This is a genomic window from Solwaraspora sp. WMMD406 (assembly GCF_029626025.1).
GTDB lineage: Bacteria > Actinomycetota > Actinomycetes > Mycobacteriales > Micromonosporaceae > Micromonospora_E.
Genome location: NZ_JARUBF010000001.1, coordinates 6,724,376 through 6,748,292, shown reverse-complemented (window position 1 = coordinate 6,748,292; position 23,917 = coordinate 6,724,376). Strand labels below are relative to the sequence as shown.

The following is a 23,917-nucleotide window of genomic DNA, read 5'->3' as shown; positions in this document are numbered from 1 at the left end:
ACGGCAGGCGCGGTTCACCCGTGGGCGACCGCCTGCCGCCCCTGCAACGACGCCCGGTCCGCCGCCGCCCGACCCGACGCCCAGCCCTGCCGGTTGTTGATCGTCGCCGTGGTCCGGGCCAGCTCCGGGAACTGCTTCTCGAAGGCATCACGTACCGCGTCGTCCCGGGCCGCCAACACCGGCAGCAGGTTGGCGGCACCTGTCGACTCGGCCGCCTCCCGGTCGACCCCCTGCGTCGTTTCACTCAGCCGTTCCCCGATCCGCGACGCGTACGCGGTCAGGAACGACTGCCGGAACGACCGGGTCGTGTTGCGCCCGTACGCGTCGGTGCTCGGCTTGGCCTGCGTCATCGCCCTCGTCGCCTGCACCAGCAGCGACGTGAACAGCAGCTCGGTCGACTCCAGATCGGCCGGGAAACCGACGACAGTCGTCAGGCCGAACCGCTTCATCCACACCGCCCGACAACTGTTCGCCTCCGCGACGACCTGCAACAACAGCGTCTTCGGAGCCTCGTACGGGTTGTCGATGGCGATCCGGCGGGTCACCGGCGTCTCCGCGGTGGTGCCCCGGCTTGCCACCAACAGCGCATGGTCGATACGGTGCCGGGCCATCAACTCCTGTGCCTTGGCGGTGAACGCGTCGGCCTCCTCCGGAAAATCGGTCGACTCCGCCTTGGCCAGCAGCGCCCGCACCCGGTCGAGCATCCGCTGGTCCACGTCGGACTGCGCCGGGGCCGGCGCGGCGGCACCGGGCAACGGGCCGACGTGTTCGACCGGCGGCATCACCGAAATCAGATGCAGTACGTCGATCGCGGTGCCGAGCACCGCCGCCCGGTCCAGGCCGTGCTGCTCGCCGAACGCGGTCACGAAGTGGTCGTCGTGCTCCCACCACACTCGCGCGTCGACAGCGGCCAGCTGGGCCCGCCACCGGTGGTCGACGGTCGCCGCCGAATAGGAGCGCATCTGGCCGGCGATGACGTCGGCCACCAGCCGGCCGTGCCGTACGGCGTACTCGCGGCGGCCGGCCCGGACGAGCTCGGCCGGCTGCCAACCGCGTAGCCACGCGTTTTCGACCGCGCGCATCAGGACGGCCAGCACCGCCCGGTCGACGACCTTGCGTCCGGCCGCGCCGCCGGGGCCGGTGACGAGCAGGTCGAGGCAGCGGTCCCGCTCGTCGATGTCCTCGTCGTTCTGGGCGTGCACCGCTTGCGCGAAGATCTGCTCCGCGAGTTGGCGCTCGGCCGCCTGGGGCGGCACCGACGGCCCGTCGAACAGTCCCGACGGCCCGTCGAACCGGCCCAGCGGGTCGTCGAACCGGCCCAGCGGGTCGCCGGCCGGTGACTCGGCGGCCCGGCGCCGCTGGGCCGCCGCGGCGGCCTTCCGCTTGGCCTTGTGCCGGTCCCTGCTGTTCTTGCCCACGAACGCCTCACTCCCGCCCGATTCCTCGTTTCGAGGGGCCGACGCTACCCTCACCACCGAGCACCGGCAGCGCAGGCTCACCGGCGCGGGTTTTGCCGCCGCCGATCGGGGCATCCGGCCGGGACGGGACGGACGGAAGAGGTGGCGATATGGCACGTCGAGACGGTGACACCCGTTGGGCCGGTGACGAGGGGCAGGCGTTCGTCGACGAGCTGGAGCAGCGGTCGGCGTACCGGGAAGGGATCCTCGACGACGTCACCGTCCCGCCGACCGACCCGGTCCGGGAGGCGAAGGACCGCGACCTCGACGACCCGGCCGACGTGCCGATCCCGCCCGAGGTGTTGCGCGACGGCGGCCCTACCCGCTCCGGTGGCGGGCTGACCACGACCGGCGGCACCGCCGGACCGGCCAGCGTCCGTCGCGCAGCCGGTCCCGGGCGGGGCAAAGAACCTGGCCGGGGCAAGGAATCCGGGCGAGGCGAGCAGGGCCGGGGCCGGGGCCGGGGCCGGGGCAAGGTGACACCGACGACGACCGGCGACGCGACCAGCGGCGGCATGGGTACGCCGGCCGGCGGCTCGACCAGCGATGCCACCACCCGCGAATGACCGGGGTCCGCAGGGGTGGTCAGGCGGGCAGCTGGTCGGCGAGCAGCGGCGTCAGCAGCTTGATGTAGGTCGTACTGACGTGGTTGTTGTCCCGGTAGACCAGCGTGTTGCCGATCACGACCGGGCAGACGGAGTCGGTGCAGAACCACGGGGTCGGATCGATCACGATGACCCCCAGGTTCTGCAGGGTCTGGGTCGCGGCGGCGCGGCGTTCGATGTCGAAGGCGCCGGTCCTCCGCACATGGCACTGGTCCAGACCGAGCGGGTTCGTCGCGACGCACTCGGGGACCACCGTGCCCTGCGGGTACGGCGTGTCGGCCAGCCAGACAAGCTGGGCACCGGTCGGCTCGAGGGCACCTATCGTGGTCTGCCACGCCTGCGCCCAGGCCTGGCCGGGCTCACCGTCGAAGTTCTGCGGCGGTGCGCCGACCTCGCGTTCCGTCATGATCACGATCGAGGGCTCAAGGCTGATGATGTGGGCGATCGCCTTCTCACGCCACTCCATGCACTCGACGTACGGCTCCTCCTTGGCCTTGTACACCAGGGCGCTCGACGCCGGGCAACCACCCTTGGTCACCTGGGCCAGCCGCCAGTCGCGCTCGCGGGCCACCGCGTCCACCGCGTCGAACCACTGGCGTGCGTGCGAGTCACCGAACAGCACGACCGTCGTGCCACCGTCCGGGGCGCCGTGCCGATCGCAGCCGTCGACGAGCTCCGTGTCTTGAATGTCGGAGATGCACCCGTCGTCTTGGGCGATGTCGGACTTGGCGGTGGCGACCGGCGGGGTCAGGTTGGCTGGCATCGTGGTCGTGGCCGCGCTCGCGGCGATGAGCGCCGTCAGCTTCTCGGCCGGTGATTCCCCGTCGGCGTTCAGCTCGGCTGCCGTGTCGACGGCGACTCCACGCCCTTCGACGGTGGCTGGCAGCCCCAAGATCACGACAGCCGCGCCAGCGGTGACGAGACTCAGTGCCAGGCCGAGCGAGAGCCCGGCCCTTGTGTGATCGCGGAACGCCCGGTGGAATCGGACCCGGTCTTCCACCAGGACGAGCGAGAGGTACGCCGGTGCCAAGGCGGCGACGACGAGAGCGAGGTTGGTCGCCGTCCCGGGTTCGCGGCCCAGGGCGTACGGCGCGAGGATGAGCACCGGCCAATGCCACAGATACCAGCTGTACGACAGTCGGCCGATCTGCTGCATCGGCCAGAGCCGCAGAACGGACTCCGCGCCCCCTCGATACACCGAGCATCCGGCGGCGATCAGCAGCGCCGCGCCGCCAACGGGGAGCAGCGCTGCCACGCCGGGGAACGGGGTGACATCGGTGAACCACACCGCCGAGCCGACGATGGCGGCCAGCCCGCACCAGCTCATCGCGGCGGCGAGCGGCGACGGGAGATTGTTGAGCCGGTCCACCGACAACGCGATCAGGGCCCCGACGGCAAGCTCCCAGGCCCGTGCCTGCAGGCCGAAGTACGCCCACGGCTGGTTGTGGTCGGTCAGCCAGACGGAGATCCCCAGCGACACCACGCCAAGGACCACCAGCACGGTACGGGCGGCGAACAGGCTGGGGCCGCCCCGCCGGAACCAGGCGAGCGAGCCGAGCATCAGGATCAGCGGCCAGAACAGGTAGAACTGCTCCTCCACGGCGAGCGACCAGAAGTGCTGCAACGGCGACGGCGGGTCGCTGGCTGCCATGTAGTTGGTGCCCTGGACGGCGAGGCGCACGTTGACTAGGTAGGCGACGCTCGCCAGCGCGTCGCCCGCGACCGCCCGGGTGAACATCGGGGAGGCCCAGTACCAGGCGGCCGCGAGCGTGGCCAGCACCACCAGGATCGAAGCGGGCAGCAGTCGCACCATTCGGCGCGCGTAGAACCGGGCGAAGGAGATCCGGCCGGTCCGCAGTAACTCGCCCGCCAGGTGCGCGGTGATCAAGAAGCCGGAGATCACGAAGAAGACGTCGACTCCGACGCATCCACCGCCGAGAAGCGGGACGCCGGCATGGCCGATCACCACGAGCAGTACGGCGACCGCGCGGAGACCGGCGATGTCCTCGCGAAAGGATCTCTGGGTGGGCGCCGGGTGCGGGGAGAGCCGCTGGGGTACGGCGGGCTGGACCACGGTGGGCTGGACCCGTGCGATCGGTCCGGTGGTGGTGGTCATGCTGATCTGCGCCCCCGCCAACCAAGATGTACGAAACGCGAACACTGTCGTCGAATAGCACACCCGGCACCGCTCAGTGGCATCGACCGGCCGCCCTAGCACGGGCGGGATCGGGCATCCTGCACCGCGTCGGGTGCCGCATCATCTGCGGACGGCGACCAGCCGGGGCAGGATGGAAGGGTGACTGACGAGGGCAGGACCGAAACCGACGACGGCATCCGCGACGACGGCATCCGCGACGACGGCATCCGCGACGACGGCATCCGCGACGACGGCATCCGCGACGACGGCTACCGGATCGAACGCGACACCATGGGCGAGGTACGGGTGCCCGCCGACGCGTTGTGGCGGGCACAGACCCAACGCGCGGTGCACAACTTCCCGGTCTCCGGCCGTCGGATCGAATCCGCCCAGATCCGCGCGCTCGCCCAGATCAAAGGGGCCGCCGCCCAGGTCAACGCCGATCTCGGGGTGATCCCGGCCGGCATCGCCGAGGCGATCGCCACCGCCGCCGCGCACGTTGCCTCCGGCGGCTACGACGACCAGTTCCCGGTAGACGTGTTCCAGACCGGCTCCGGCACCTCGTCGAACATGAACACCAACGAGGTCCTGGCCACCCTGGCCGCCCGCGAACTGGACCACCCCGTCCACCCGAACGACCACGTCAACGCCTCACAATCCAGCAACGACGTCTTCCCGACCTCGATCCACCTGGCCGCCGCGCACCAGGTGGTGCACGAGCTGATCCCGGCCCTGGACGAGCTGGCCACCGCACTGGAAGGCAAGGCCGACGAGTTCGCCACCGTGGTCAAGTCCGGCCGTACCCACCTGATGGACGCCACCCCGGTCACCCTTGGCCAGGAGTTCTCCGGTTACGCCGCGCAGGTCCGCTACGGCCAGGAACGGCTGCGCTCGATCCTGCCCCGGCTCGCCGAACTGCCGCTGGGCGGCACCGCCGTCGGCACCGGGGTGAACACCCCGCCCGGGTTCGCCGCTGCCGTGATCGCCAAGCTGGCCGACGCGACCGGGCTGCCGCTGACCGAGGCCCGTAACCACTTCGAGGCCCAGGGAGCCCGCGACGCCCTGGTGGAGACGTCCGGGCAGCTGCGCACGATCGCCGTCGGCCTCTACAAGATCGCCAACGACATTCGCTGGATGGGGTCCGGCCCGCGCGCCGGCCTCGGTGAGCTGCGCATCCCCGACCTGCAACCCGGGTCGTCGATCATGCCGGGCAAGGTCAACCCGGTGGTCTGCGAATCGGTCCGCCAGGTCTGTGCCCAGGTGATCGGCAACGACGCGACGATCGCGTTCGCCGGCAGCCAGGGCGACTTCGAACTCAACGTGATGCTGCCGGTGATGGGCAGCAACCTGCTCGAAGCGATCCGGCTGCTGGCCGCCGCCAGCCGGCTGCTCGCCCGGCGCTGCGTCGCCGACCTGGCCGCTGACCCGGAGACCTGTCTGGCGTACGCCGAAGGGTCGCCGTCGATCGTCACCCCGCTCAACCGTCACCTCGGCTACGACGAGGCGGCCTCGATCGCCAAGCAGGCCCTGGCCGAGAACACCTCGATCCGGGCGGTGGTCGTCGCGCGCGGCCATGTCGAGGCCGGCCGGCTGACCGAAGCCGAACTCGACGAGGCGCTGGACGTACTGCGGATGACCCGACCCGGCTGACCGGTCCTACCCTGGTGGGGTGATAAACACCGTGGTCTTCGACGTCGACGAGACCCTCGTCGACCTGCGGCCCGCGGTCACCGGGGCGTTGGAAACCGTACTGGCCGAACTGCGCCGGCTGACGCCGGCCGCGCGGCGGCTCACCCTCGACGACATGGCCGCCGACTGGACCGCCGCGTTCGCCGCCGATCCGTCGGCGCCGGTGACCTCGATCCGCCGGGCCGCGCTGGCCCGCTCCCTGGACCGGGTCGGTCTGCCGGACGAACTGGACCGCATCGCCGACATCTTCTTCACCCGCCGGTACGAGCTCAGCCGGCCGTACGCCGACACGCTGCCCGCCCTGGACCGACTTCGCCGCCGGTACGCGATCGGCCTGGCCACCAACGGCAACAGCCGCGCCGACCGGTGCGGGCTGCGCGGCCAGTTCTCCTTCGAGGTGTACGCGCACGTCGACGGCCTGCCGAAAAAGCCGGACCAGCGGTTCTACGACGCCGTCCTGACCGCCGCCGGGGTCGCCGACGCCGGCCGGGTGGTCTACGTCGGCGACTCGATCCCGCACGACGTGGTCGGTCCGCAGGCGGCCGGGCTGCGGGCGATCTGGCTCAACCGGCGCGGTGAGTCCTGCCCGGTGGAGGTGCGCCCGGACGCCCAGGTCACCACGTTGGCACAGCTGCCCGACGCGCTCGCCGACCTGTTCTCGATCTGACGGTATTCACGCCTGGCCGGCCAGCAGCCGGGCGAGATCCGTCGCCGTGGCCCGTACTAGTACGCCCACAGTAGACAGATCCAGCGGCGTCAACGACACCACACCGACGCTCGCCTCCAGACCAGCCACCCCGAGCACCGCCGCCGCGACGCCGTACGCCCCCGGTTGCAGCTCGCCGCTGCTGGCCACCGGTTGGCCGTCGCCCGCCCGACCGGCCAGCACCGCCCGGCCCGCCGCCCCCCGGTCCAGCGGATGCCGCGACCCGGTCCGGTACGCCACGTGAAACGCCGTCCAGCTCGGTTCGACCACCGCCAGCGCCACCGCCTCGGTGCCCTCGGCGACCGTCAGGTGCGCGGTCGCTCCGGTCTGCTCGGCCAGCCGACGCAGCGCCGGCAGCGCGGCGTCGGCCAGTAACGGTTGCGCCCGCCGGGCCAGGTGCAGCAGGCCCGCGCCGAGCCGCAGCCGGCCGGCGGTGTCGCGGCGCAGCATGCCGTGCGCGGTCAGTGTGGTGGCCAGCCGGTAGACGGCGGCCCGACCCACCCCCAACTGGGTGGCGGCCTCGGTGACCGTGACCCCGCCGGCCGCCTCGGCGACCAACCGCAGCAGACGCAGCCCCCGGTCCAGGGTCTGCGCGGTCTCCGTACCACCCGCGTCCACACCGACAGCGTACGGACGGCCGCCAGTCGGTACCCTCGTAGCGTGACGCTCCGCTTGTACGACACCGCGACCCGGTCCGTGCGGGACTTCGTGCCCCGCCAGCCTGGCGAGGTCTCGATCTACCTGTGTGGCGTCACCGTCCAGTCCGCCCCGCACATCGGTCACCTTCGTTCCGGCGTCGACTACGACGTGCTGCGCCGTTGGCTGACCCACCGTGGCATGCGGGTGGTCCTCATCCGCAACATCACCGACGTCGACGACAAGGTGCTGGACAAGGCCGTCGCCGCCGGGCAGCCGTTCTGGTCGATCGCGTACGCCAACGAGCTGATCCTCGCCGACGCCTACCGCACGCTGAACGTGCTCCCGCCGACCTACGAGCCGCGCGCCACCGGACACATCCCGGAGATGCACCAGCTGATCGAGCGGCTGATCGAGCGCGGGCACGCCTATCCGGCGGGTGACGGCAGCGGTGACGTCTACTTCGACGTGGCCTCCTTCGCCGACTACGGTGCGCTGTCCGGGCAACGGCTGGACGCCATGCAGCCGGCCGAGGACTGCGTCGGGCGAGCCAAGCGGGATCCGCGCGACTTCGCCCTGTGGAAGGGTGTCAAACCGGACGAGCCGGCCGACGCGACGTGGCCGTCGCCGTGGGGTCCGGGCCGCCCCGGCTGGCACATCGAGTGCTCCGCGATGTGCTGGCGCTATCTGGGCGCCGAGTTCGACATCCACGGCGGCGGACTCGACCTGACCTTCCCGCACCACGAGAACGAGGTCGCCCAGTCGAAGGCGGCCGGCCTGCCGTTCGCCCGCTACTGGGTGCATCACGGGCTGCTCAACCTCGGTGCGGCGAAGATGAGCAAGTCGCTGGGCAACGTCGTCGACCTCGGTCACGTCGCCGCGATCGGGGTACGGCCGGCCGAGTTGCGCTACTACCTGACCGCCGCGCACTACCGGTCCCGGATCGACTACTCCGACGACGCGCTGCGGGAGAGTGCCACCGCCTACCGGCGGATCGAAGGTTTCGTCCGGCGAGCCGTGGAACGTGTCGGTGCCGTCGCGCCGGTCGCGCCGGTCGTGCCGGCCGAGGTGCCGGCGGCGTTCGCGGCGGCGATGGACGACGACCTCAACACCTCGGCCGCGTTCGCGGTGCTGCACGACGAGGTCCGCGACGGCAACAACCTGCTGGCCGCCGGCGGCACCGCCGCCAGCGCGGCCGCCGACACCGCCACCGCCGGTGGTGCCGACGCCGGTGGTGCCGACACCGGCCACGCGGCGATCCGGGCCAGCCTGGGCCGGGTTCGCGCCATGCTCGGCGTACTCGGCCTCGACCCGCTCGACCCGGCGTGGGGCGACGCCGGGCCGGCCGACGAGCTCCGTGGCGCGGTCGACGCCCTGATCGCCCTCGCCCTCGACCAGCGGGCGCAGGCCCGCGCCCGCCGCGACTGGTCCGCCGCCGACGCGGTACGCGACCAGCTCAAGCAGGCCGGCATCACGGTCGAAGACACCCCGCACGGACCCCGATGGACCATTGGAGAGCAGACCTGATGCCCGGCAATTCGCAGCGACGTGGCCGACGGGTCACCCCCAAGAAGGGCACGGCTCAGGGGTCCGGCGGCAAGAACCGCTCCAGCCTGGCCGGCAAGGGCCGCACCCTGCCGGCTGACGAGCGGCCCTGGCACAAGGGATACTCCGGCACCGAGAAGCTGCCCAGCAAGACCGCGTGGAAACAGGAGAAGGAACGCCGGGCCGCCGCCGCCGAGGGCCGGGTCCCGAAGATCGGTACGCCGGGCGCCAAGGACACCACCTGGGGCGCCGGGGGCGGCCGGGCGACCACCGGCCGGGCCGGCGCGGGCGACGTGGCCGGACGCGGCAAGGTCGGCCGTGGCGGCGCGCGGTCCGGGCCGAGAGTGTCCCCGGGCCGCCGGGCGCACCCGCCGAAGGACGCCCCGGAGCTGCTGGTCGGCCGTAACCCGGTGGTCGAGGCGTTGCGCGCCCAGGTGCCGGCGACCGCGCTCTACATCGCCCAGGGCCTCGACGTCGACGACCGGGTCACCGAGCTGGTCCGGGCCGCCGGTGACCGGGGCATCGCGATCCTGGAGATCACTCGCAACGAACTGGACCGGATGACCGGCGGGGTCCTGCACCAGGGCGTCGGGCTGCAGGTGCCGGCGTTCGCGTACGAGCCGTTCGACGACCTGCTGGCCGCCGCCGGTGAACGACCGGCGCCGCTGCTGGTCGCGTTGGACGGGGTGACCGATCCCCGCAACCTCGGCGCGGTGATCCGCTCGGCTGCGGCGTTCGGCGCGCACGGCGTCTTCATCCCGGAACGGCGGGCCGCCGGCATGACCGCCACCGCCTGGCGGACCAGCGCCGGCGCGGCGGCCCGGATGCCGGTCAGCCAGGTCGTCAACCTGACCCGGGCGGTCAAGGCCTGCCAGTCGGCCGGGTTCACCGTGGTCGGGCTGGACGCCGACGGCGAAACCGGGCTGTACGACCTGGAAGCCGCCGTCGGCCCGTTGGTGGTCGTGGTCGGTTCCGAGGGTCGCGGCCTGTCCCGCCTGGTCGGCGAGACCTGCGACCTGCGGGTCAGCATCCCGATGCACTCCGACGTCGAATCGCTCAACGCGAGCGTCGCCGCCGCGGTGACCCTCGCCGAGGTGGCCCGCCGCCGGGAGGTCAACTGACCGGCTGACTGCTGATCGACGAGACAGCCACCCGTAGCATGCGCAGGTCGGCGTCGTCTCGGGTGGCGGAGGAATCAGCGGATGGCAGGGCAGGACGGCGGCTACGCGCTCGGCGTCGACCTCGGCACCTCGAACACGGTGGCGGTGCTGCGGTGGCCGGACGGGCGTACCCGCCCGTTGCTCTTCGACGGTCGACCGATCCTGCCGTCGGGGGTGTTTCTCGGCGACCGGCTGCACGTCGGACGGGACGCGCAACGGCTCGCCCAGACCGACCCGGCGCGGTTCGAACCCAACCCGAAACGTCGGGTCGACGAACCCGCCGTGCTGCTCGGCAGCCACGAGGTGCCCACCGTCGACCTGCTCGCCGCCGTGCTGGACGCGGTCGCCCGGACGGCGGTCGAAGCGGTCGGTTTCCTGCCACCGGCGGTGCTCACCTACCCGGCGACCTGGGGTGGGCGGCGCCGCGAAGTGCTGGTGCGGGCGGTGGCCCGCGCCGGCTGGCCCCCGGTCCTGCCCGCCGGGCCGGCCGGGACCAGGCTGGTCCCGGAGCCGGTCGCGGCGGCCCGCTACTTCACCGACGTGTTGCGCCGGCCGGTGCCGGTCGGGCAGGCGTTGGCGGTCTTCGACTTCGGCGGCGGCACGCTCGACATCGCCGTGGTCCGCAACGAGGGTACGGATCCGAGCGGCCGGGCCCGGTTCGACGTGATCGGCTCCGGGGGCGTCCCCGAACTCGGTGGCCTCGACCTGGACGCCGCGCTCGTCGAGCACCTGAGCACCGTCGTGACCAGGGTCGATCCGCAGGCATGGCAGCGGCTGGTCCAGCCGTCGACGCCGGGGCAGTGGCGCGATCGGCGGCGGTTCTGGGACGACGTACGCGGGGCGAAGGAGATGCTGTCCCGGTCGGTGGTCGCACCGGTCGCCGTACCCGGGGTCGACCAGGCGGTGCACCTGACCCGCGAGGAGTTGGAGCAGGTCGCGGCCCCGCTGCTGAGACGGGGCGTGACGGCGGCGGCCGGTGTCATCGCGGCCAGTCAGCTCCGTGCCGACCAGCTCGCCGGATTGTTCCTGGTCGGCGGTTCGTCGCGGGTGCCGCTGGTGGCCCGGATGCTGCACAGCGAACTGGGCATCGCGCCGACCGTACTGGAGCAGCCGGAACTGCCGGTCGCCGAGGGCGCGTTGGCCGAGCTGGGACAGCCAGCCGAGGCGGCCACCATGGTCTCGCCCGCCGGTCCGCCGGTCGTCTCGCCGGTCAGCGCGGGACCGTCGGTCGCGGGACCGGCGTCGGGTCCACCGGCACAGCCCTCGTATCCGCCGGCACAGCCCTCGTATCCACCCAGGTCGGTGCCGCCCGCCGGCCCGCCGGGGACGGATCCGGACTCGGCCGGACCCGCCCCGGTGCCGGCCTGGCATCGTCGGCCGGTGACCTGGCTGGTCGCGGCGGCGTGCCTCGCGCTGGCCGGTGTGGTGGCGGCCGCCGTGCTGTACTTCCTGCCGGACTCCGCCCGGGCGATCGAATTTCGGGCGTTCACCCAGGTCGGCGACGCGCTTGTCCTCCCCGAGGAAGCCGGGTCGGGCAGCGACTACTACACCCAGTTGGTGGACGGGAAGGCGTACGGCGCCTTCGTCCGGGACGATGACCGGCTCGGTGTCGTCGCGATCGACCCGTCCACGGCGAAGCAGCGGTGGGAGGCCGTCACCAGCGTCGGGGCGGACCGGTGGCTGGGCCTGCGGGCCACCCCGGACGCGCTGATCGCCACCGGCGACTCGTACGGTGCGGACAGCCGCAGCCCGGTCGTGGTGTTCGACCCGCGCGACGGGCGGGAACGGTGGACCTTCGGCATCGACGACGGTGATCAGCTGTTCGTCTTCGACGACGTCCTGGTCTGGTCCGACGTCGAAGGCGGCCGGCTCGTCGGCCTGGACCTCCGGGACGGCGACGAACGGTGGTCCCACGACAACCCGGCCGACCAGTACGACGACACCGCCAGCGTGGTCTATCCGATGGTCACCCGGGCGGACCTGGCCGGCCCGGCGGACGCCTTCGGCGGTGCCTTCGCTCCCGACCGGGGCGACGACCGACGGCTGGTGCAGATCACCGCGACACGCTCGGCCCGGATCTTCGACGCCGGCGACGGTGAGCTGCTCAGCGAACGGCCGAACGTGGCCGCGCCGACCGACATCGCGATGGTCTACGACGGGCGGCTGCTGGTCGCGGCGTCGGGCGGCGGCTACCGGCTGACCTCCTACGACCTGGCCAGTACGGACGAACCAGCCAACCTCTACACCCCGCAGGACGACACCCGTCGGTTGAACGGCATCGTCGGATGCGGCCCGGACCGGGTCTGCCTGCTGGAGGCGACCGGGTTCGGCACGGACACCAACGAACTCGTGGTCGTCGACATGGCGCGCAGCGAGGTCCGGTGGCGCACCGACGCCGCCGGGTTCGACGTGATGGTGCCGGTGGGGGAGCACGTGCTGCTGCGGCAGACGTCCAGCGGCTATCTGTCGGTGCTGTTCGACCCGGAGGGCAACGAGGTGCTGCGTCGCGACGGCGTGGCGGTCCGGCTCGACCGGGGCAACCTGCTGGTCTTCGCGGAGAATCCGAGCAGCTACCCCGACGATGCCAGCGTCGCCGGGGTGTCGGTCGCCGCCGCCCCCGGGGTGCAGGAGCTGGGGCTGCTGCGGGGCGTACGGGCGGAAGCCTGCTCGTGGGACCAGTCCCGGATCGTCTGCCCCACCGACGCGGGTTTCCTGGTGAGCCGCTTCACCGACTGAACGGTCTGGGCTTGGCGCTCAGCCCAACGTTCAACCGGGCGCTCAGCCGGGCGCTCAGCCGGGCGCTCAGCCGGGCGCTCAGCCGGGTGCTCAGCCGGGTGCTCAGCCCGACGCGAGTCGGCGCAGCGCCGTGTGCAGCCCGAACAGTGTGTAGCCGAGCAGGATCGGGGCCAGCAGCGGCATCGCCAGGCCGGCCAGCAGCGCGGCGAGGCTGACCACGCCGGCGGCGGCGAGCACCACCAGCGGCCGGTGCTGGGCGAACCCCCAGGCCGTGAGGGTGGCGGCCCGCCAACCCGTACCGTCTTGGCGGCCGACCTGCACCACGACGGTGCCGGCCAGTCCGGCGGTGACCGCGATCAGCAGCAGCGTGCCGACCAGCATGACGGCTCCGCCGGGCACCACCCCGGCGGAGATGAGCACCAGGTTGCCGCCGAGCAAGGCGAACGCGGCGAGGCCGGCGAGGGTGGCGACGGCACCGGGCAGCAGGGCCCGCCAGAATCCGCGCAGCAGGTCGCCGAGGCTCGGCCAGCTGCCGTCGACGGTCCACCTGTGGATCGCCGTACTGGCGGTGGCCAGCGCCGCACCCGTGGTGACGATCGGGATCGCGGCGATCGTGGTGACGATGCCGAGCAGCGCGAGGTCGGCGGCGGCCCGCAGGGTGTCCCGCCAGTCGGGGCGGGACACCGGTGCCGGTTCGTCGACCGGCTCGGCGTCCCGCCCCGCTGTCGTCACGTTTGTCACCCCTTGAGGCCGCTGGTGTTGATGCCCTGCACCAGCATCTTCTGGAAGGCCAGGAAGAAAAGGAACACCGGCAGCAAGGAGAGTACGGACATGGCGAACATCGGCCCGAGCGAGGTCTGTCCGGTCGAGTCGATGAACAGTCGTAGCCCGATCGGAACGGTGTAGCTTTCCACGCTCGGCAGGTAGATCAGCTGGGTGAGGAAGTCGTTCCAGGTCCAGATGAACGAGAAGATGGCGGTGGTGACCAGCGCCGGTCGGGCCAGCGGCAGGATCACGTACCGGAACACCCCGAACGGGGAACATCCGTCGATCTTGGCGGCGTCGTCGAGTTCCCGGGGGATGCCGCGCATGAACTGCACCATCAGGAAGACGAAGAACGCCTCGGTGGCGAGTAGTTTCGGCACGATCAACGGCAGTGGGGTGTCGATCCAGCCGAACGTGTTGAACATGATGTACTGCGGCACGATCAGTACGTGGCTGGGCAGCAGCAGGGTGCCGATCATGATGGCGAACCAGACCTTGCGGGCCCGGAACTTCAGCCGGGCGAAGGCGTACGCCGCCAGCAGGCAGGAGACCGCGTTGGCGATCACCGTCGCCACCGAGATCACCGTGCTGTTCCAGAAGAACCGGCCGAACGAGATGTTCTGGAGGTAGTTCCAGCCGTCGGGGTAGTTGGCCCAGGTCGGGTCCTGCGGAATCACCGACAGGTTGCTGGCCACCTCGGTCTGCGACTTCAGTGACGAGCCGAGCACCCAGACCAGCGGGTAGAGCACCACGATCAGGATGACGACCAGGATCAGCACCCGGACCAGGCTGCGCAGCCCGGAGGACTGGCGACCGGTGGCGCGGCGGCGGGCGATCGGAGCAGCGTGGGTGGCCATCAGTCGTTCTCTCCGTCCGAGTAGTGCACCCAGAAGCGTCCGGTGCTGAAGAACAGCACGGTGATCAGGCCGATGGCGATCAGGAAGACCCAGGCCAGGGCGGACGCGTACCCCATCTGGAACTCGGTGAAGCCCTTCTCGTAGAGGTACAGGGTGTAGAGCATCGTGGAGTCCACCGGGCCGCCGGTGCCGTTGCTGATCACGAAGGCGGCGGTGAAGCCCTGGAAGCCGTTGATCGTCTCCAGCACGAGGTTGAAGAAGATCACCGGGGAGAGCATCGGCAGGGTCACGTTGAAGAACTGCCGGATCTTGCCGGCCCCGTCGACCGAAGCCGCCTCGTACAGCTCGACGGGCACCTGCTTGAGTCCGGCGAGGAAGATCACCATCGGCGCGCCGAACTGCCAGACGGCCAGCACGATGAGGGTCTCCAACGCCCAGTCGGGGTCGTTGACCCACGGTTGTCCGGCGATGCCGAACAGTCCGAGGAAGTCGTTGAAGGCACCGTCGCCGCTGAACATCGCCCGCCAGATGAGCGCCAGCGCGACGCTGCCGCCGAGCAGCGACGGCAGGTAGAACAGGCTGCGGAACAGGCCGACGCCGCCAAACTCCCGGTTGAGCAGCAGCGCGACGCCGAGCGCGGCGGCCAACTTCAGCGGTACGGCGACGAAGGCGAACACCAGGGTGACCCACACCGAGTGGCGGAACGTCTGGTCGGTGGTGAACAGGTCCCAGTAGTTGTCGAAGCCTACCCACTCGACGAACTCCCAGGACGACAGGATGTCGTAGTTGGTGAAGCTGAGGTACAGCGAGAACAGCATGGGGAAGGCGGTGATCGCCATCAACCCCAGCAACCAGGGGGACAGGAAGACGTACCCGGCGAGGCCTTCGCCGTGTCGCCGGCTGCCGCCCTTGGCGCTGCCTCGCCGCTTGCGCTGCGGGTCGGCGGGTGCTGTCGTGGTCGTGGCCGGGCCGGGTTTCGTGGTCAGGGCCACGAGCTGGCTCCTCTCTGCGGTCGTGGGTCGTGGTGCCCGTGCCGGCGTACACGCCGGCACGGGCACCACGACCGGGATGCCCGGCGGGTCTACTCGAGGGTAGCGGCGGCCTGCCGGAAGAACTCGGCTGCGGCGTCGGCGGGGCTCGCCTGGCCGTAGGTGACGCTTTCCGCGACGGTGACCAGGGTCGACCGCAGCGGTCCGTGGCCCTGCGGCGGCGGCGACGGCGCGTCGCCCATTTGCGGGATCAGCTCGTTTTCGAACTCGACGGTCATCGTCATGTACGGGTCGTCGAGCGTGCCTTCGACGGCCGTACGGTTGTCGAGGTTGGAGGGCAGACCACGGTCCACGCCGAGGATTTCCGCCGCCTCCGGGTCGTTGACCAGGAAGTCGATGATGTCGGCGACGACCTCGGGGTGGTCGGTGGTCCGGGATCCGGCCCAGTAGAGCGAGGCGCGGGCCCACTGGCCCTTGGGGTCGCCGGGGTAGGCGGCGACGCCGAGTTCGTTGCTTGTCGACTTGCCCAGCTCGGCGAGTTGGTTGGACCACATGAACGAGGTGGCGCCCTTGCCGGTCACCACCAGCTGGTCGGAGACGCCGCCGCCGACGGCCTCGTGGACGATGTCGGCCGGTGGGGTGGCGCCGGCTTCCCGGGCGTCGAGCCACATCTGGAACCACTCGACCAGGTCGGCCTCGGTGAAGCCGAGCTCGGAGCCGTTGTAGAACTCCTTGTCCTGGGCCCGCAGCCAGAGCCAGAGTGCCTTGTAGTCGGCGCTCGGGTCCATCGCGCCCCAGTAGTTCCCGCCGGCCTTGGCGGTGACCTCGGCGCCCCACTCGATGAACTGTTCGTAGGTCCAGCCGGTCTCCGGCTCGGCCACCCCGAGCTCGGCGATCTTGGTCTTGTCGTACACCAGGGCCGGGGTGTTCTCGCCGGCGGCGACCGCGACCTGCTTGTCGTCGATCTGGCCGTACTGGGTCAGGCTCTCCGGGTGGTTGCTCAGGTCGATGTCACCGGAGGAGACGTACTCGGTCAGGTCCAGGGTGACGTTGCGGCCGGCGTACTCGGCCAGACCGTTGTCGTCGATCTGGAAGATGTCCGGCGCGTTGCCGCCGGCCGAGATGGTGGCCAGCTTGTCGTAGTAGCCGGTGAAGGCCTGCCAGGTGGGGTTGATGGTGACGTTGGGGTTCTTCTCCTGGTAGAGGTCGAGGGCCTGTTGGGTGAGTTCGGCCCGGGCCTCACCACCCCACCAGAAGAACTCGACGGTGACCGGTGCGTTCGGGTCGGTCGATGCCTCATCGTCGCCGCAGGCGGCGACGCCGAGGACCAGCGGCACGACGGCGGTCGCGGCGATGCCGCGCAGCAGGTGACGTCGGCCGAAAGGGGTACGGTGAGCACGCGTGGCAGGCGTGTTCGCCGCTGGTGATGTTGCGGGGTGCATTGCGCTCACTCCTTGGGGTTAGGAGGCGACGTCGACCGGTGCGGCGGCAGCCACGTAGCCCGGGTCCGCATGGCTGTGCGGTCCCGGGCCCGTCGAGTCGCGGATGACCAACTCGGTCTGGAGCGTTACCTGGGCGGTGGTGCGACGGTCGTCGCCATGCTGGAGCAGCATGTCGACGGCCGCCCGGCCGGCGGCCGCGTTGGGTGTGGCCACCGTCGTCAATTTGGGGCGGGTGAGCCGGCTCAGCGCGATGTCGTCGATGCCGACCACGCTGACGTCCCGGGGCACCATGATCCCGTGCGCGTCGAGCCCTTCGATCAGGCCGATCGCCATCAGGTCGTTGTAGGCGAGGACGGCGGTGACCTCCGCGCGGCGGACCTGGTCCGCCGCGGCGATGCCGCCGCCCTCGGTGGGCGGGTTGGGGCCGATGACGGTCAAGGTGACGTCGGCGCCGCGGGCGGCGGCCAACGCGGTCCGGCGGATCTCCCGGTTGGTCCAGGAACCACGCGGGCCACCGAGCAGGGCGATCCGGCGGTGTCCCAGCCCGATCAGGTGTTCCACGGCCAGCCGGGCGCCTTGGCCGACGTCCATCACCACGGTCGGCAGGCCGGTGACCTGACGGTTGATGACGACGAGCGGCACGTCCCGGCTGAGCTGCTCGATCAGGCTGTTGCTCATCCGGGGGCTGCAGAGCAGCACCCCGTCGACCTGCTTGGCCAGGGCGTGGACCAGCTCTTCCTCGGCTGCCGGATCCTCGTTGGTGTCCGTGACGAAGATGTGGTAGTCCCGGTGGCGGGCCTGGCTCTCCGCCGCCTTGATCAGGGGCGGGAAGAACGGGTTGGCGATGTCGGCGACGATCAGCCCGATGTTGTGGGTGCGTCCGGTGATCAGTGCTCGGGCGGCCCGGTTGGGGCGGTAACCGAGGTGTTCCGCGCAGGCCAGCACGCGGCTGCGGGTCTCCGGGTTGACCAGGTGCGGTGCCGAGAACGTGCGGGAGACGGTGGAGATGTGCACTCCGGAGGCCCGCGCGACGTCGCGAATGGTGGCTGGCACGCGTAGCCCTTCGGTCTCGGTGGTCGCCGCCCGGTGACGTGGGCGGTGACCGGTGGTGTGGACGGTGACCGGTGTGGCTGGGGTCACGTTGGTCCGCCAATTAATGCAAACGGTTGCTCATGTGTCAACGGTCTTCGATTACGGCTTTGTTGCGACCGACGTCCTGTTGGGTGTTCAAAACCTCGTGAAACAGGGCAAATGTCTCCAGTTTGAGAGGATCCATTGACGAAGGTGTCCGTCGCGTGGCAGCTTCTGCTGCAAACCTTTGCAGCCAACCGGAGGCGGAGCAGCATGTCCCCAGAACCTGATCGGCGGCTGCGCTACGCGCTCGTCGGCACCGGCGCCCGTGCCGAGATGTTCGTCCGCTCCCTGGTGCTCGACCACCGGGACAGCGCGGAACTCGTCGCCTTCTGCGACCTCAACCAGGCTCGGATGGACGCGCACAACGCCTGGCTGGAGGAGTTCGGCCGGGACGCCGTGGCCACCTACCCGGCCGCCGACTTCGGCACCATGCTGGCCAAGGAACGAGTCGACGTCGCGCTGGTCACCACCGTCGACCGGGTACACGACGAATACATCGTCACCGCCCTGCACGCCGGCTGCGACGTGATCACCGAGAAGCCGATGACCGTCGACGTGGCCCGCTGCCAACGGATCCTCGACGCGGTCGCCGAGACCGGGCGCACCGTGCGGGTCGCCTTCAACTATCGCTACAACCCGTTGCACGAACGGGTCCGTCAGGTGCTCGCCGACGGCGAGATCGGCGAGGTGGGCTCGGTCCACTTCGAATGGCTGCTCGACGTGCGGCACGGTGCCGACTACTTCCGCCGCTGGCATCGCGAGAAGGCCAACTCCGGCGGCCTGATGGTGCACAAGGCCAGCCACCACTTCGACCTGGTCAACTGGTGGCTGGACGCGGTCCCGGTGCGGGTCTACGCGGCCGGCCGGCTGTTCTTCTACGGCGAACCCGGTCGCCGGCACGGCTACGCCCGCGACTACGACCGGGCGCACGGCGAGGTCGCCGCCGCCGGAGATCCGTTCGCCCTGCAGTTGGCGGCCCACCCGCAGCTACGCGCGCTCTACCTGGAAGCCGAGGCCGAGGACGGCTACCACCGCGACCGCAACGTGTTCGCCCCCGGGGTGACCATCGAGGACGACATGTCGGTGTTGGCCACCTATTCGACCGGCGCCACGATGACCTACCACCTCACCGCGTACGCCCCCTGGGAGGGCTACCGGGTGATGTTCAACGGCAGCCGGGGTCGGCTCGAACTGGAGGTGGTGGAGAGCGACTTCGTCAGCCCGTACGCCGCCGGAGAACTCAAGGGCGCCGCGCTGCACGGCGTCCAGGCGGCCGTCGAGGAAGGCTGGGCAAAGATCACCGTACGGCCGTTCTGGGAACAGCCCCGCCAGGTGCCGGTCGCGGGCTACACCCGGGCCGGGCACGGCGGCGCCGACGCCAAGATGACCGCCGTGCTCTTCGGTGGCGAGACCGACCCGATGGGCCGGGCCGCCACCGCCCGCGACGGCGCACTCGCCCTGCTCACCGGCCTGGCCGCCAACCGGTCCTTCGAGACCGGCCAGCCCGTCCAGGTCGCCGACCTGCTCACGGTCGACTGACCGTACCGCCCCTGGCCTCGACCCCGGTCCGACATCGACATCGACACTCCGGTCCGACATCGACACGGAGACTCAGGTCCGACATCGATACCGACACCGATACCGACCCCTACCCCGTACCCGCGAGGAGCTTGCTTCCGTGTCCTCCCCACCCGATCCGGCCGTCGACCCGACCGGTGCCTCCGGCTCCCGGGCCGACCTGCTCTTCCCGGCCGAGCCCGCCCAGCGGGCGATCGCCCGCGAACTGTACGCGCACGCGCGGGACCTGCCGATCATCTCGCCGCACGGCCACGTCGACCCAGCGCTGCTCGCCGACGACGAGCCGTTCCCGGACCCGGCCCGGCTGCTCGTCGTACCCGATCATTACGTGACCCGGATGCTGCTGAGCCAGGGCATCCCCCCGGGTGAGCTCGGCGTACCGACCCGGCCTGGCACCCGGCCACGGCCACCGGCCGGCGACGGCGACTACGCCACCGAGACCGACGGGCGGACCATCTGGCGGCGACTCGCCGCCAACTGGCACCTGTTCCGGGGCACCCCGTCGCGGCTGTGGCTGGAGAAGACCTTCGCCGAGGTCTTCGGCGTGACGGTCGGGCTGAACGCGCGGACCGCCGACGAGGTCTACGACACCATCGCGGCGAAGCTGACCGAACCGGCGTACCGGCCCCGGGCCCTGTTCGAGCGTTTCCGCATCGAGGTGCTGGCCACCACCGAATCACCCCTGGACGATCTCGGCCGGCACGCCAAGCTCGCCGCCGACGGCTGGGGTGGCCCCGGTGGCCGGGTGATCACCACGTTCCGGCCGGACAACGTCGTCGACTTCGAATTCGACGACTGGGCGGACAACGTCGCCGCGCTCGGTGCGATCACCGGCGAGGACACCGGCACGTACGCCGGCTTCCTCGCCGCGCTGCGCTCCCGCCGGCAGGCGTTCATCGCCGCCGGCGCGACCAGCTCCGACCACGGCCACCTCACCGCGCTCACCCTGCGGCTGGAGCAACGCGAGGCCGCCGAACTGTACGGACGCGGCCTGCGCGGCACCGCCACCGCCGAAGACGCCGAGGCGTTCCGGGCCCACATGCTTGTCGAATTCGCCCGGATGTCCATCGAGGACGGCCTGGTGATGCAGCTGCACCCCGGCTCGGTGCGCAACCACAACAAGTGGCTGTACGCCACCCACGGCCGCGACGTCGGCGGTGACATCCCGCAGGCCACCGAGTACCTGCACGCACTCACCCCACTGCTCGACGCGTACGGCAACGATCCGCGACTGCGGGTCGTCGTCTACACCCTCGACGAGTACACCTTCACCCGGGAATTGGCCCCGCTCGCCGGCGGATACGCCGCCCTCTACCTCGGCGCCCCCTGGTGGTTCCTGGACTCGCCGGAGGTGCTGCGCCGGTTCCGGGAGGCGGTCACCGAGACCGCAGGTTTCTACAACACCGCCGGCTTCGTCGACGACACCCGTGCGTTCTGCTCCATTCCGGCCCGCCACGACGTGGCCCGCCGGATCGACGCCGGCTTTCTGGCCCGGCTCGTCGCCGAGCACCGGCTCGACCTCGACGAAGCGGCCGAGACCATCGTCGACCTGGCCTACCGGCTACCCAAGCGGGTCTTCAAGATCGGGGAGAAGCTGTCATGACCGTCACCATCACCGGCGTCGACGTGCACGACGTGCGGTTCCCGACCGCGGCGGCCGGCGACGGCTCGGACGCGATCAACAAGGGCGACTACTCGGCCACCTACGTCGAGCTGCGCACCGACCACCCCGACGGGGTCTTCGGCGCCGGTTTCACCTTCACCAACGGCCGGGGCAACGAGATCACCTGCGCGGCGGTACGTGCCCTCGCCCACCACGTCACCGGCCGGACCGTCGCCGACATCGTCGCCGAACCGGTCACCTTCTGGCGCTCGCTCACCGCCGACGTGCAACTGCGCTGGCTCGGCCCGGAAAAGGGCGTCATCCACATGGCGTCCGGTGCGCTGGTCAACGCCGTCTGGGACCTGCGGGCCAAGCTGGCGGGCAAGCCGTTGTGGCGGCTGCTGGCCGAGATGCCGACCGAGGAGCTGGTCGCCAGCATCGACTTCCATCACATCACCGACGCGATCACCCCGGACGAGGCCGCCGCGATCCTCGACAAGGGTCTGGTCGGCCAGGCCGACCGGCTCGCCGAGCTGGAGCGCGACGGGTTCCCGTCCTACACCACCTCGGTCGGCTGGCTCGGCTACCCCGACGACAAGGTACGGGCGTTGACCCGGGCGGCGTACGCCGACGGGTGGCGGGCGATGAAGATGAAGGTCGGCGGGCCGATCGACGACGACGTCCGCCGGGCCCGGATCATCCGCGCCGAGATCGGCCCGGACGCCCTGCTGATGATGGACGCCAACCAGGTGTGGGACGTCGACGAGGCGATCGCCAACATGGGCCGGCTCGTCGAGGTCGACCCGTACTGGATCGAGGAGCCGACGCACGCCGACGACGTGCTCGGCCACGCCCGGATCGCCGCCGCCGTCACCGAACTGTCCGACGGGCGCTGCCGGGTCGCCACCGGCGAGGTCGCCGCCAACCGGGTCATCTTCAAGCAGCTCATGCAGGCCGAGGCGATCCGGGTCTGCCAAATCGACTCGTGCCGGATAGCCGGGATCAACGAGGTGCTGTCGGTGATCCTGATGGCCGCCAAGTTCGGCGTGCCGATCTGCCCGCACGCCGGTGGCGTCGGGCTCTGCGAGTACGTGCAGCACCTGGCGATCTTCGACTACCTGCGGGTCGGCACCTCGCTCGACGGGCGGATGGTCGAGTACGTCGATCACCTGCACGAACACTTCGTCGACCCGGTCCGTACCCGGGGCGGCCGTTACCTGGTGCCCGACCAGCCCGGCTACAGCGCCACCATGAAGCCGGAGTCGATCGCCGAGTATTCCTTCCCGGACGGGCCGGTGTGGCGGTGAACGCCGACACGGTCGGCACCGCCGGCACCGCTGATACGGCTGATACCGCTGGCGTCGCGGGCCGGGCCGGGATGGCCGACACCGCAGCGGCCGACCCACCGTTGCTCGGCCTCGGCACCCTCGACCGGGTGCCGGCGGCCAGCCGGCCACTGATTCGTCCCGGCGACGTCGGCGCTGGCATCGTCCACCTCGGACTCGGTGCGTTCCACCGGGCGCACCAGGCGGTCTACACCGAAGGGGCGATCGCGCGGGCCGGCGGGGACTGGGGCATCGTCGGTGTCGCGCCCCGCAGCCTCGACGTGGTCGGCCGGCTGGCCGCCCAGGACGGCCTGTTCAGCGTCACCACGCTCTCCGCCGCCGGTGCGCGGACACAGGTGGTCGGCGCGCTCGCCGGCGTACGGCACGCGGCCAGCGATCCGGCCGCGATCGTGGCGTTGCTCGCCGACCCGGCGATCCGGGTGGTCACGCTGACCGTGACGGAGAAGGCGTACCAACTGGATCCGGTCACCGGCCGGCTGCGGCCCGACGAGGCGGTCGCCGCCGACCTGACCACCGACCGGGCGCCGACCACCGTGCCCGGCCTGCTGCTGCGCGGACTGCTCGCCCGGGCCGCCGCCGACGCCGGACCGCTCGCCCTGGTCAGCTGCGACAACCTGCCGTCGAACGGCCGCCGGTTGCACGGCCTGGTCAGCGAGGCGTTGGCGTACGCCCGGTCGGCGGACGCCGTCGTCGACTGGGTGCACGCCAACGTCACCTTCCCCGGCACCATGGTCGACCGGATCGTGCCGGCGGCCACGGCCGAGACCCTGGCCGTCGCCCACCGGGAGCTCGGCGTGACCGATCTCGCGGCGATCGCCGGCGAGCCGTACTCGCAGTGGGTCGTCGAGGACCGGTTCCCCGGCGGCCGGCCGGCCTGGGAGGTGGCCGGCGCGGTGCTCACCGACGACGCCGGTGCCTGGGAGCGGCTCAAGCTGCGCGGCCTCAACGGGGTGCACTCGGCGATCGCCTACCTGGGCGCGCTGGCCGGGTACGACACGATCGCCGAGGCGCTGCGGATCCCCGGACTCGTCGACGTGCTGCGCCGGCTGATCGCCGAGGACGTCGCGACCAGCTTCGCCCCGCCGGACGGGGTGTCGGTGATCGAGTACGGGGAGTCGGTACTGGAACGGTTCGCCAACCCGGCGATCCGGCACCGCACCATCCAGGTGGCGATGGACGGCTCGCAGAAGTTGCCGCAGCGGGTGCTGCACACGATGCTGGACCGGCGGGCGGTCGGCGAACGGCCGTACTGGTCGGCGTTGATCGTGGCCGCCTGGATGCGGTTCGTCCAGGGCCGGGCCGACGACGGTGCCCCGCTGCCGCTGGACGACCCGCTGGCCGGGGCGATCGGCGCGGCGCTGGCCGACAGCGCCGACACTCCGGCGGCGGTGACCGACGCGCTGCTGGGCCTGACCGAGGTGTTCCCGCCCGAACTGGCCGCCGACCCGGTGGTCCGGGAACTGGTCGTGACCTGGCTGACCGCACTGCACCGGCACGGCGTGGCCGGCACCCTGACCGGCGCGGCCGGCTGA

18 protein-coding genes are annotated in these 23,917 nt (G+C 71.3%); 10 read left to right on the top strand and 8 right to left on the bottom strand.

Going from position 1 to position 23,917, the window contains the following annotated elements:
• Positions 1 to 14: 14 nt before the first annotated feature.
• Positions 15 to 1,418, bottom strand: a complete 1,404-nt coding sequence (locus O7632_RS30250) for a DUF2786 domain-containing protein (RefSeq protein WP_278119263.1) — start codon at positions 1,416 to 1,418, stop codon at positions 15 to 17.
• Positions 1,419 to 1,567: 149 nt separating this feature from the next.
• Between O7632_RS30250 and O7632_RS30245 the strand changes: the two genes are divergently transcribed.
• The gene (locus tag O7632_RS30245; protein ID WP_278119262.1) at positions 1,568 to 2,023 is read left to right on the top strand and encodes a hypothetical protein; all 456 of its coding nucleotides are present in this window, start codon (positions 1,568 to 1,570) and stop codon (positions 2,021 to 2,023) included.
• Positions 2,024 to 2,042: 19 nt separating this feature from the next.
• Here O7632_RS30245 and O7632_RS30240 read toward each other — a convergent pair whose 3' ends face one another.
• Positions 2,043 to 4,223 (bottom strand): acyltransferase family protein, encoded by a 2,181-nt coding sequence (locus tag O7632_RS30240; RefSeq protein ID WP_278119260.1) that lies wholly within the window; start codon positions 4,221 to 4,223, stop codon positions 2,043 to 2,045.
• Positions 4,224 to 4,454: 231 nt separating this feature from the next.
• On the opposite strand from O7632_RS30240, the gene O7632_RS30235 reads away from it, so the two are divergent.
• Together O7632_RS30235 and O7632_RS30230 are read left to right on the top strand one after the other, a co-directional pair.
• Positions 4,455 to 5,849, top strand: a complete 1,395-nt coding sequence (locus tag O7632_RS30235; RefSeq protein ID WP_278120526.1) for a class II fumarate hydratase — start codon at positions 4,455 to 4,457, stop codon at positions 5,847 to 5,849.
• 19 nt (positions 5,850 to 5,868) lie between these two features.
• Positions 5,869 to 6,555 carry an HAD family hydrolase gene (locus O7632_RS30230; protein WP_278119257.1) on the top strand — a complete coding sequence of 229 codons (687 nt, stop codon included), beginning with the start codon at positions 5,869 to 5,871 and terminating at the stop codon, positions 6,553 to 6,555.
• 6 nt (positions 6,556 to 6,561) lie between these two features.
• Here the strand turns inward: O7632_RS30230 and O7632_RS30225 are convergent, their stop codons facing one another.
• On the bottom strand, positions 6,562 to 7,212 hold the full coding sequence (locus O7632_RS30225) for a helix-turn-helix domain-containing protein (RefSeq protein ID WP_278119256.1): 651 nt from the start codon (positions 7,210 to 7,212) through the stop codon (positions 6,562 to 6,564).
• Between the two features lie 42 nt (positions 7,213 to 7,254).
• On the opposite strand from O7632_RS30225, the gene cysS reads away from it, so the two are divergent.
• The 3 genes from cysS (at position 7,255) to O7632_RS30210 (ending at position 12,671) form a co-directional block, all read left to right on the top strand.
• Entirely contained in the window at positions 7,255 to 8,757 is a 1,503-nt protein-coding gene (cysS, locus tag O7632_RS30220) for a cysteine--tRNA ligase (RefSeq protein WP_278119253.1), read from the top strand.
• Positions 8,757 to 9,896 (top strand): 23S rRNA (guanosine(2251)-2'-O)-methyltransferase RlmB, encoded by a 1,140-nt coding sequence (rlmB, locus tag O7632_RS30215; RefSeq protein WP_278119251.1) that lies wholly within the window; start codon positions 8,757 to 8,759, stop codon positions 9,894 to 9,896. The genes cysS and rlmB overlap by 1 nt, the downstream gene beginning before the upstream one ends.
• Positions 9,897 to 9,977: 81 nt before the next feature.
• A complete protein-coding gene (locus O7632_RS30210) occupies positions 9,978 to 12,671 on the top strand; it encodes an Hsp70 family protein (protein ID WP_278119249.1) in 2,694 nt (897 codons plus the stop codon).
• Between the two features lie 102 nt (positions 12,672 to 12,773).
• Here the strand turns inward: O7632_RS30210 and O7632_RS30205 are convergent, their stop codons facing one another.
• The 5 genes from O7632_RS30205 to O7632_RS30185 form a co-directional block, all read right to left on the bottom strand.
• Complete coding sequence (locus O7632_RS30205) at positions 12,774 to 13,403, bottom strand: hypothetical protein (RefSeq protein WP_278119247.1); 630 nt, start codon at positions 13,401 to 13,403, stop codon at positions 12,774 to 12,776.
• A 5-nt stretch (positions 13,404 to 13,408) separates the two neighbouring features.
• Positions 13,409 to 14,293 (bottom strand): carbohydrate ABC transporter permease, encoded by an 885-nt coding sequence (locus O7632_RS30200; RefSeq protein ID WP_278119245.1) that lies wholly within the window; start codon positions 14,291 to 14,293, stop codon positions 13,409 to 13,411.
• Positions 14,293 to 15,285 (bottom strand): sugar ABC transporter permease, encoded by a 993-nt coding sequence (locus O7632_RS30195; protein WP_278119242.1) that lies wholly within the window; start codon positions 15,283 to 15,285, stop codon positions 14,293 to 14,295. Before O7632_RS30195 ends, O7632_RS30200 begins: the two co-directional genes overlap by 1 nt.
• An 89-nt stretch (positions 15,286 to 15,374) precedes the next feature.
• The gene (locus O7632_RS30190) at positions 15,375 to 16,724 is read right to left on the bottom strand and encodes an ABC transporter substrate-binding protein (protein ID WP_278119241.1); all 1,350 of its coding nucleotides are present in this window, start codon (positions 16,722 to 16,724) and stop codon (positions 15,375 to 15,377) included.
• Between the two features lie 18 nt (positions 16,725 to 16,742).
• Entirely contained in the window at positions 16,743 to 17,777 is a 1,035-nt protein-coding gene (locus tag O7632_RS30185; RefSeq protein WP_278120524.1) for a LacI family DNA-binding transcriptional regulator, read from the bottom strand.
• Positions 17,778 to 18,068: 291 nt separating this feature from the next.
• Here O7632_RS30185 and O7632_RS30180 point away from each other — a divergent pair, with 291 nt between their 5' ends.
• From O7632_RS30180 to O7632_RS30165, 4 genes are all read left to right on the top strand, one after another.
• Complete coding sequence (locus O7632_RS30180) at positions 18,069 to 19,397, top strand: Gfo/Idh/MocA family oxidoreductase (RefSeq protein WP_278119239.1); 1,329 nt, start codon at positions 18,069 to 18,071, stop codon at positions 19,395 to 19,397.
• A gap of 139 nt (positions 19,398 to 19,536) precedes the next feature.
• Positions 19,537 to 21,039 (top strand): glucuronate isomerase, encoded by a 1,503-nt coding sequence (uxaC, locus tag O7632_RS30175; RefSeq protein ID WP_278119237.1) that lies wholly within the window; start codon positions 19,537 to 19,539, stop codon positions 21,037 to 21,039.
• A complete protein-coding gene (locus O7632_RS30170; protein ID WP_278119235.1) occupies positions 21,036 to 22,346 on the top strand; it encodes an enolase C-terminal domain-like protein in 1,311 nt (436 codons plus the stop codon). Before uxaC ends, O7632_RS30170 begins: the two co-directional genes overlap by 4 nt.
• A 71-nt stretch (positions 22,347 to 22,417) precedes the next feature.
• Entirely contained in the window at positions 22,418 to 23,917 is a 1,500-nt protein-coding gene (locus tag O7632_RS30165; RefSeq protein WP_278120523.1) for a mannitol dehydrogenase family protein, read from the top strand.